Source organism: Pelatocladus sp. BLCC-F211 (genome assembly GCF_041928655.1).
Taxonomy (GTDB): Bacteria; Cyanobacteriota; Cyanobacteriia; order Cyanobacteriales; family Nostocaceae; genus Pelatocladus.
This window is the reverse complement of sequence record NZ_JBHFLM010000205.1, coordinates 1-9,483: the sequence shown is the minus strand read 5'-3', so window position 1 is coordinate 9,483 and position 9,483 is coordinate 1. Positions and strand designations below refer to the sequence as shown.

Annotated in this window: 9 protein-coding genes; 7 read left to right on the top strand and 2 right to left on the bottom strand. The window is 41.5% G+C overall.

What is annotated here, in order from left to right; translation table 11 throughout:
• The 7 genes from ACE1AT_RS25120 to ACE1AT_RS25090 all read left to right on the top strand — a co-directional run.
• Positions 1 to 2,040, top strand: a 2,040-nt coding sequence (locus tag ACE1AT_RS25120) for a CHAT domain-containing protein (RefSeq protein ID WP_374873371.1), incomplete at its 5' end; no start/stop codon positions are given.
• Between the two features lie 69 nt (positions 2,041 to 2,109).
• Positions 2,110 to 2,742, top strand: coding sequence for a hypothetical protein (locus tag ACE1AT_RS25115; RefSeq protein WP_374873369.1), 633 nt, complete (start codon positions 2,110 to 2,112; stop codon positions 2,740 to 2,742).
• A 120-nt stretch (positions 2,743 to 2,862) separates the two neighbouring features.
• Positions 2,863 to 3,174: a trypco2 family protein gene (locus tag ACE1AT_RS25110; protein ID WP_374873367.1), complete on the top strand. Its 312-nt coding sequence runs from the start codon at positions 2,863 to 2,865 to the stop codon at positions 3,172 to 3,174.
• 79 nt (positions 3,175 to 3,253) lie between these two features.
• Complete coding sequence (locus ACE1AT_RS25105) at positions 3,254 to 5,824, top strand: CHASE2 domain-containing protein (protein WP_374873365.1); 2,571 nt, start codon at positions 3,254 to 3,256, stop codon at positions 5,822 to 5,824.
• A 59-nt stretch (positions 5,825 to 5,883) separates the two neighbouring features.
• Entirely contained in the window at positions 5,884 to 6,723 is an 840-nt protein-coding gene (locus tag ACE1AT_RS25100) for a DUF928 domain-containing protein (protein WP_374873363.1), read from the top strand.
• Positions 6,724 to 7,412: 689 nt separating this feature from the next.
• Positions 7,413 to 8,474, top strand: a complete 1,062-nt coding sequence (rsgA, locus tag ACE1AT_RS25095; RefSeq protein WP_374873361.1) for a ribosome small subunit-dependent GTPase A — start codon at positions 7,413 to 7,415, stop codon at positions 8,472 to 8,474.
• Positions 8,474 to 8,701 (top strand): hypothetical protein, encoded by a 228-nt coding sequence (locus ACE1AT_RS25090; protein ID WP_374873359.1) that lies wholly within the window; start codon positions 8,474 to 8,476, stop codon positions 8,699 to 8,701. The genes rsgA and ACE1AT_RS25090 overlap by 1 nt, the downstream gene beginning before the upstream one ends.
• A 112-nt stretch (positions 8,702 to 8,813) precedes the next feature.
• Here ACE1AT_RS25090 and ACE1AT_RS25085 read toward each other — a convergent pair whose 3' ends face one another.
• Positions 8,814 to 9,026, bottom strand: a complete 213-nt coding sequence (locus tag ACE1AT_RS25085; protein ID WP_374873357.1) for a hypothetical protein — start codon at positions 9,024 to 9,026, stop codon at positions 8,814 to 8,816.
• Positions 9,027 to 9,070: 44 nt separating this feature from the next.
• The gene (locus ACE1AT_RS25080) at positions 9,071 to 9,241 is read right to left on the bottom strand and encodes a hypothetical protein (RefSeq protein WP_374873355.1); all 171 of its coding nucleotides are present in this window, start codon (positions 9,239 to 9,241) and stop codon (positions 9,071 to 9,073) included.
• Positions 9,242 to 9,483: the final 242 nt, after the last annotated feature.

The window sequence follows — 9,483 nt, the reverse complement described above, 5'->3', positions numbered from 1 at the left end:
TATTGTATTTTTTCTCAACAAGCATACTACACAATAATTGTTCAAGGCCGCGGATGCTTTGAGGCTGACTTGAGAATATTTTTAACCTCTAATTCCATTTGGTTTGCGTTCTCTCATATCGCTTTTAGTCTAAACTCCAGTGAGAGTGCATCACTGGCAAATCTCGGCGTTGCCTACAATGTTTCGGGAGACTACTGGAAAGCCATTGACTACCTACAACAAAGCTTGGTTTTAGCACGAGAAATTAAATACCGTCGAAATGAAGTTACAGTACTACTAGAACTCGGCATTGCCTACGATTTCTTGGGAGACTACCCAAAAGCGATTAATTACCAACAACAAAGCTTAAAAATCGCACGAGAAATTAAAGGCCGTCAAAGTGAGAGTAATTCACTGAACAATCTAGGAATTGTTTTCTACAAACAAGGAAAATTAACTTTAGCAGAGAGTACCCTATTTGAATCAATCAAAATTAAAGAATCTCTACGAGATGGATTAAAAGATAACGATAAAATATCTATTCTTGACACGCAACGTAACACCTATCGCATCTTACAACAAGTCCTCATTGCTCAGAATAAAACTGATGCAGCCTTAGAAATTGCCGAACGCGGACGGGCGCGTGCTTTTGTGGAGTTACTTGCTTCTGGTTTATCCCCTCAGCCCCAAGAAAAATTACTACCTCCTCCAACAATTGAAGAAATTAAACAAATCGCTAAAGTACAAAACGCCACTATTGTTGAATATTCGATTATTTACGATGAATTTAAAATTCAGGGTAAACAAGAAACTAAGGAATCAGAACTATATATTTGGGTCGTAAAACCCACTGGCGAAGCCAAATTTCACCCAGTTGATCTCAAACCCCTGTGGCAACAACAAAATATCTCCCTAACAGATAAAGTAGTCCAGGCTCGTTATTCGGTTGTTAAAGGTATGAATGTTGCCTTGAGGGGTAGTAATAACATTGCTCTCGCACCAGGCGATCGCGTCCGACTTAAAGATGACCTTCCAGAATGGGATGCATGGGAAGTACTCTCTGTCAACCCACAGAATCAAACAATTACTGTTTGGCTACCTTCTGGTGGCACAGGGACAAAAAGCGATCGCCCAATTACTGATGTTGTAGAAAAGGTTACGAATAGCGCCAGCACTAACACGAAAAACCCCCAATTACAGGAGCTTCATCAGCTACTCATCCAACCAATTGCAGACTTACTACCAAAAGAAGAAACCGCTCGCGTCATCTTCATTCCCCAAGATTCTCTATTTCTCGTTCCCTTCCCAGCATTGCAAGACCCATCGGGGCAGTACTTAATCGATAAACATACCATCCTCACTGCTCCCTCAATTCAAGTATTAGATTCTACTCACAAACTTCGACAAAAAGTACCAGGTTCAGCTAAAGATGTTGTGGTAGTCGGTAATCCTACAATGCCAAAGGTTTCTTTAAAACCTGGAGAATCATCTAAGCAGTTAAATCCGCTTCCTGGTTCAGAAAAAGAAGCCCTAGCTATTGCTTCCTTCTGGAAAACTCAAGCCTTGATCGGCGATCAAGCTACCAAAAATGCTGTGTTACAAAAACTACGTAAAGCCAAAATAATTCATCTTGCAACTCATGGCTTATTAGATGATATTCGGGGATTGGGAAGTTCTATCGTCTTTGCTCCCGAAGGTCAGGATAACGGTTTGTTAACAGCAGAAGATATCCTAAATTTGTATACACCACCACAAGGTTCTGCTTTAAGTGCCGAATTAGTCGTTTTGAGTGCTTGCGATACAGGACAGGGAAGGCTAACAGGTGATGGGGTCATTGGGCTGTCTCGTTCTATTATCGCCGCAGGGGTTCCCAGTGTCATAGTTTCCCTGTGGTCGATACCCGATGCACCGACTGCTGAGTTAATGACACAGTTTTATCAAAATCTCGAACATCAACCAGATAAAGCTACCGCATTACGCCAAGCGATGCTGACAACTAAGAAAAAACATCCCAATCCTTCTCAATGGGCAGCTTTTACTCTAATTGGGGAATCTGAATAATTCAAGTATTCAGACGCTACGACCTCGTAAACCGTAATATAAGAAAAATGTCATGTGCAGCGCGAGCTTATGTCAATTCTTGACTCTAATCAAAGTTATACTTTCAGCCGATACTTTGAGCTTGGCTTTGAAGCTAGTGAACTTGCTAATGAATTTGGCTATAGTTTAACTCGAAGGGTGCTTAATTTACCCCAGTTCCCTGATGAACTTGACCGCTTGGGAGAATTACGCGATCGCATTGAAGAGGTACTACCATTTGTACCGTTGACTAATGAACTCGCAAGACGAGAAATTCTCATCTCGCGGGTGGTGACGGAGTTAATTCATTACACACAGGCAGAATTACGAATTGAATATAGTTTAAAAGTTTCTAATTGGCTTCAGGGAAATTTAGATTATTTACTGCGGGTAAATTCCGTCAATCAACTATTAGTCATTGAGGCAAAATACGAGGATTTGACGAGAGGTTTTACGCAGTTAGTCGCCGAATTGGTGGCACTTGACCAGTGGGAGGGTGCGACTACAGTTAACCAACAGCCAATTTTAATTGGCGTTGTTTCTACAGGCACAATATGGCAATTTGGTAGGCTCGACCGCAACAGAAAGCATTTTGAACAGGGGATTAATAGCTATCGGGTTCCTGAAGATTTGGAGCAAGTAATGCGAATTTTAGTGGCAGCTTTGAAAGGAAATAATTTTTGAATCTGGATTTCTCACAAGTGAGAAATCCGGGCTAATCCTTCTCAATAGGCAGCATTTACTCTCATTGGGGAATCTGAATAACTCAAGTTTAGTTACCAATAAATAGCTAAGGAGCATGAAATGTCAGAAGAAAATTCTATCGGATTAGCAGAACTGATTGAACATATCAAGCAAGAGTTGCTTTCAACAGAAGCAGAAGGAGAAAAACCAATACCCTTATTTAGTGTTGACCAAGTGAATCTGGAATTGCAAGTGACTGCACGTAAAGAGGGTAAAGCTGGTATCAAAGTCTACGTTGTGGAATTAGGTGGCGGAGGCAGTCGTGATGATGTACAAAAGGTTACTGTAACTCTAACTCCTTTACTGAGCAAAGAAGAGCGAATTGCACTTTATAAAACCCGCTACCCACAAAAGTGGAAGGTGCTGGAATAAACTAGCACAGAAGGACTACTGAAGGGTAGTAACGACAAACCCCTTGGCGACCTCTTAGGCTAAATAGTAAGGATGGCTAATGGAGCTATTAAAGGTATACCTATCTCCCATTAATGAGGCTGATTTCAAAGTCAGCGTCAATGGATCACGAGTTGGTCAGGCAGAAATCAACTCAACATTACCTTTTTGGCAAGAGAGAATAAACTGGCTAATTACCGTTATCAAATCTCTAGAAGCTATTCGTTTTCGATCAGAGGACTTTCAGCGTTCTGGTGAACAAGATTGGATGGTGCAAGCTGGTCTACTAGCTCAAGACCAAAAAACCTTCCATCCGCATTTTCTCACAAATATTGGGAAGGCACTGTATCAATCACTTTTTCCACCAGGCTCTAAAGTCGCAAAAGTGCTGCAAAATGCGATTAACTTAGCCCAGAATAACGGAATTCAACTGCATATACAACTGGAAATAGCAGCAGATATCATAGGCTCGACTCGGCTACCTGATTATCCTTGGGAATTAATGCACGATGACCGAGGGTTTTTGACTCAACAACAAGTCACTTTCTCTCGTTACATTACCTACGATGCTGCACCGCCCAAGCTACCATCAATGGAGCGAGTTAACGTTTTGTTAATCTCCTCTGCTGCTTCTGACCCAGAAAATGGTTTGGAAAAGCTACCAACACAAGAACAACAAGCAGTACGCAGAGGCTTAGGAATAGCCGAAAAAGAAGGTCATATTCGGCTAGTTGAACTGAAACCCCCCACTTTTAAAGCTCTGCGGGATTATCTAACTGAACACCGGGATGAGACAGCCCCCCATATCATCCACTTCGATGGACATGGTTTATTTGGAAAACGCTGTAATAATATATTGGATAATGGTCAGCTATGTCGCACCATACATAAAGGTGTAAAAATAAATAACTGCCAACGCTGTCATGCCTCACTTCCTGAACCGCAAGGATATCTAGTTTTTGAGGATGAAACTGGCAAACCAAATTATGTGAGTGCTAGGGAAATTGGTACTCTGCTACAACAAAATAGTTTTACTGATGACTCTAAGGAGTTACGTGGTGTGACTCTAGTGGTACTAAGCGCTTGTCAATCTGGTTTAGCGTTAACTGGAACTTCAGTATTTAACGGTGTAGCTCAAAGCTTAATTGCTCACCGCACTCCAGCAATCGTAGCGATGCAGTATTCAGTGAGTGTGGCAGGTGCAACAGCCTTTAGTGAGCAATTTTATCGTTCACTTGGTCAAAAAAACCCTTTGGCAATGGCAGTGAGTCAAAGCCGAGAAGCAATGGGTGTAGAAGGGAATCAGTGGTATCGTCCCGTACTTTATTTACGCTGGCAAGATAACGAAGGCGGTCAACTGTTTGCAGCACCCCCTCCAGTTATTCCTACACGAATTAAATTAAAACCCTCCGTTTTTGTTCCATCTGCAAGTTTAGTCATAACAGCTTTGGTGTTTGGAGTACGAATGCTAGGAATACTGCAATCATCAGAGCTAAACATGTTTGACCAGATGATGCGCCTACGCCCAGATGAGGGAATAGACCCTCGGATATTGGTTGTTACTATTGATGACGAAGATTTAAAATATCAAGATGATCAGGGAATGAAAAGACGCGGATCATTATCCGATACCGCATTAGCTCAACTTTTAGAAAAACTAAAACCTCATCTACCAAGTGTAATTGGCTTAGACATTATTCGTGATTTTCCTGTGAGCGGCGACCAACCAGAAGTAGCAGAAAAATTAAAAAATACTGATAATTTCATTGCTATATGCATAGGTAATGACCCCACAACTGGGGACAAAGGTATTGAACCTCCACCCGAAGTGCCAGTAGCTCGTTTAGGTTTTGCTGATGTGCATGTGGACAATGATGATATTCTTCGTCGCCATCTGTGGCGTGCAACTTTTAACAGTAACACTGCTTGTCAAACAGAAGATTCTTTGAGTCTGAAGTTGGCACTATATTATTTAGCGAAAGAAGGTATTAAACCTGAAACCACACGTTCGGGAGATTTACTGTTAGGAAAAACTCGCTTACAACGTTTGCAGACAATGGCAGGAGGCTACCAAAATTTACACAATGATGGTTATCAAATACTGCTTAATTATCGCTCTCGCGATATTGCTCAACAAGTCCCGTTAAGAGACATGCTGGAAGATAGATTTGATCCCTCCTGGGTAAAAGACCGAATAGTTATTATTGGTGTTACTGCTAAAAGTGTCAAAGATGATTTTTCTACACCATACAGTATTAACAAACAGTCAGACAAAATGCGGGGCGTATTTGTTCAAGCCCAGATGGTAAGCCAGATTATTAGTGCGGCATTAGACGGGCGTCCTCTGTTGAGAGTTTTACCTTGGTGGGGAGATGTTTTTTATATTTGGCTTTGGTCTTTAGCTGGAGGTGCGTTCGTCGCAGTTGTGTCACAGAAATTTGCTGGGCACGATCGCAAAATAATTTTTGTTCTTACAACTATAGGTGTTATTTTTGTCATCTCCTATGGCATCTGCTTGTTTCTTTTAATTCATGGCTACTGGCTACCATTCCTTCCTTCTATCATAGCTTCTCTTGCTATGAGTGTGATTACGTTCAGCTACATCTACCAATTACCGTATAAACGGCAGTAGTAAAACAAAGAGTGTATCTGTTGTTTTGTGCATATCTTTATTCCATACTTCTATAAAAAATGACAAAGTTACTTTTTCGACATCTGAGTTTAGCTTTAATTTTTACCTTAATATTAAGCATTTATCCTGTTGTTAAAGCAGCCCCGCAACCTAGTAAGGTTTGGGAAAATGAAGTTATTTTAAAGCAGCAACAAAGACAAAAGCCTAAAACTCCAAAAGCCACAAATACGCCTAGAGAATCAGGACTTATTTCCCGGATTATTAGCTTTATCTTACCTCCAAAAGGAGCGCCTGGTCAGCGAACCTATGCCGCTGCGAGAGCCGACTGTCCAGCAATTAAAAAATCTATGACGGCTTTAGTCCCACCAACAAACATTGGGTTAACAATTTCTGAACGTCCGACATTCTGGTTTTACATTCCTTACCAACCCACATCCACAAATCCAGTTGAGTTCTTGCTACTAAATGAGAATAATAAAGAAGCGTACAAGACGACTTTGCAGTTAACAAATACGCCAGGAATTATTAGTATCACCCTACCGCAAAATTCACCAGCATTAGAGAGTGGTAAAAAATACAATTGGGTATTATCCTTCATCTGTGATCCAGAAAATCGCCTCAAGGATACTTTTGTTAAAGGATATATTGAGCGAGTTTCTATCAACTCTAATTTGAAAAATCAGTTAGAGAGAGTAAGTACACCAAGAGAGCAGATTTTGCTGTTTGCAGAAAATAGTCTTTGGTATGATGCCTTAACCCTGCTAGCTGAAGAACGCCGTAAAAAACCCAACGATACACAGCTAGCAAAGGATTGGAAAGATTTGTTGCAGTTGCCAAAAGTGGAGTTACAAGAATTTGTTTCGGAGCCTATTATTTCTTGTTGTAGGTCTACACAATAGACATCTCCGAAAAAGAATATAAAAGCCTTGTGCAGTCAGGGTCGATACCTCATTTCTGGAGATGTCTAATAATAGCCATACAACTTGCCCCCCATGTAAAAAGAGCTAAATTTTATCCAGAGTGACTTTCAACGTTTTTTGAATCACTCTGACTGGATGCTATTGTGAAAGGGGCTTGCGTTCGCACAGCATGTTGGAGAGCGACTCAGCCCTCTTGAGGCGTTGATCTCAATATTTAATATTTAGCTTACCCCAGTTAGACCAATAATTCCAGAGCTTACATAGGTGCGCCAAGATCTTGCGCTTGGATTTATCCAAAGTATTTCTCACTTTGATAGCGTAGCCACACTCGCAACACTTGCGGGATTGTGCTGTTTGAAAATTTTTTGTTGGTTGACCGGAAAGTAGAGAAGTTGAACTGTATCTAATCAAACTGCGTAATGTATCAAAATTTGTTGCTTTACAGATTTCTCTAAATTCGTTAATGTAATATTATTGTAACCAAATTGTATTGCAAAAGGGAGGAAGAACGATGATTGAGTTTTTAGCCGTACAAATTGCTTTGATGATCTCGAATCACTTACACAAGGCACACAGATGATAATTCAGTCGTCACTCTTATAGGAATGAAGCTCGAATTCCTCTGTGAAGCTTTGTGTCGAATAAGCAGCACAGATTGAGGAAATCAGATGAATTTAGATGATTTAGGCTGGAGTAAGTTTTTTGCTCACAGCTTTGAGGCTTATCGTCAACAAGGATTTAGCATTGGTAGAGTTGCTATTGGATATAGAAATACTTACATTCTCTATAGCGAACATGGAGAATTAACAGCAGAAATAACAGGGAAAGTGCGATATCGAGCCACTCAAGCTCAAGACTTTCCAGCAGTTGGAGATTGGGTTGTGATCAGTGTGCAAGCTTGTGAGGGGCAAGCAACAATCCATGAGATTTTACCCAGGAAAAGTAAATTTTCTCGCAAAACAATTGGTAGTAAAATCCAAGAGCAAATAATTGCAGCCAATATTGATATTGTCTTGTTAGTTTGTGGGCTAGATGGTGATTTTAACCCTAGAAGAATTGAACGTTATCTAATCCTGGCTTGGGAAAGCGGTGCAAATCCAGTTATCCTTTTAAACAAGCTAGACCTGTGCAATTGTTTAGACAAGTGCTTGGCACAAGTAGAATCTATCGCCCCTGGTGTACCCATCGTCGTTGCTAATGCAACAAAGGATGAGGGATTGGATCAGTTAAAGCCTTACTTACAAGCAGCACAGACAGTTGCTTTGTTAGGGTCTTCTGGTGTTGGTAAATCTACTATTACCAATCAACTTCGGGGAGAAGCGCTACAAGCTGTGCAACCAGTAAGACAAAGTGATCACAGAGGTAGACATACAACAACAAATCGTGAATTGATTTTACTGCCGAATGGCAGCTTGGTTATAGATACTCCCGGAATGCGGGAACTCCAACTTTGGGCTGGTGATGACAGTTTGCACGAAACCTTTACAGACATTGAAACTTTAGCACTCAAGTGCCGCTTCCGAGATTGCCAGCATAATCATGAACCCGGTTGTGCAGTTCAACAGGCATTAGCAGAAAAGAAACTTGATCACTCAAGATTTCTCAGTTATCAAAAGTTACACAAAGAACTCAATTATTTAGACCGCAAACAAGATATTAGAGCGCAACTAGCTGAAAAACAACGATGGAAGAAGATCCATAAAGCCATGCGAAATTACGACAAGCCTTAGTGTTGGTAACAGTATCCAAAAATCAAACTGAGTTGGGTAGCGAGGTAGCAAGCTTTGGTGTTAAAGCCGAACAGTTGCTCAACTCTACAAACAGATTGCAAGCGATCGCCCAATTTATGCCTCCATTGGAAACCTCGGCATCATCTCCTGCACATCCACCGCTTCCCCGGATGGAGTCTAAACCACACCTCCTGACATCGCCAGCAGAAGAGGCAGGGGGCTCTTAGCAGGGAGAAAGGGAGAGGAAATCCCTCTGCACCCCGCACCCTGCACCTCTCCCTCTGTTGACGCGCCCACTCAAACCACGCACTGACATCGGATGTCACCGTGTTTTTCCCCTTAGCCCCAAAGAATGCAACTGTTGATAAATAGACCAGTGGGGTTCTCGCACCAGCCTTGGTGCAGTGCTTCTTTGACACGAGCGATCGCTCTCCTATTGGAGATATGCAAAAATGTTTGCCGACCAATGGTCGGCAAATTCCAATGGCTCCCAACTGTAGTCGGCTGCGCTTTGCTGTATGGGTGCTTGTGTTTTGTGTGAACGTTTGGCATAGGTGTTGTCAGTAGAGGTAGCAACTCACAATGGTTCAAACTCTCTACTTCAGAGAACTTGCAATGCACTCAAAGGGAGCTACACAATCAATGTGATCGCCCAATTTACTCGGAGCATCGGAAACTGTCGCATCATCTCCCCAAGTTCCACAGCCTCTGGTGAAGGCGTATAAACTACCCCGCCTGACATAGACTGATATGAAATTGAAATTCATTTGCCTTTGAGATGAAAATAGTAGACAAATTGTTGTTGTGTATTAGGAAGAATCTGGTTTACCGTTCGTTCGACATCAGCTTGGGTTTTACCGCTAGCAATTCAGGGTAAGAGCATCTCAATTAGGCTTGACATAAGGAATTAGAAGAATCTAATGTAGAGTCAAGAAAACAACAACTGAGAACCCGAAGCATATAATTGTTATCCATAGCAGTGCGTTTCATTTTTTGACGGAGACTACGT

Coding starts and splice junctions, on each gene's coding strand:
- ACE1AT_RS25100 (WP_374873363.1), top strand. CDS start 5,884: ATGACAAAGTTACTTTTTCGACATCTGAGTTTAGCTTTAATTTTTACC.
- ACE1AT_RS25080 (WP_374873355.1), bottom strand. CDS start 9,241: ATGAATTTCAATTTCATATCAGTCTATGTCAGGCGGGGTAGTTTATAC.
- ACE1AT_RS25110 (WP_374873367.1), top strand. CDS start 2,863: ATGTCAGAAGAAAATTCTATCGGATTAGCAGAACTGATTGAACATATC.
- ACE1AT_RS25105 (WP_374873365.1), top strand. CDS start 3,254: ATGGAGCTATTAAAGGTATACCTATCTCCCATTAATGAGGCTGATTTC.
- ACE1AT_RS25115 (WP_374873369.1), top strand. CDS start 2,110: ATGTCAATTCTTGACTCTAATCAAAGTTATACTTTCAGCCGATACTTT.
- rsgA (WP_374873361.1), top strand. CDS start 7,413: ATGAATTTAGATGATTTAGGCTGGAGTAAGTTTTTTGCTCACAGCTTT.
- ACE1AT_RS25085 (WP_374873357.1), bottom strand. CDS start 9,026: ATGCCAAACGTTCACACAAAACACAAGCACCCATACAGCAAAGCGCAG.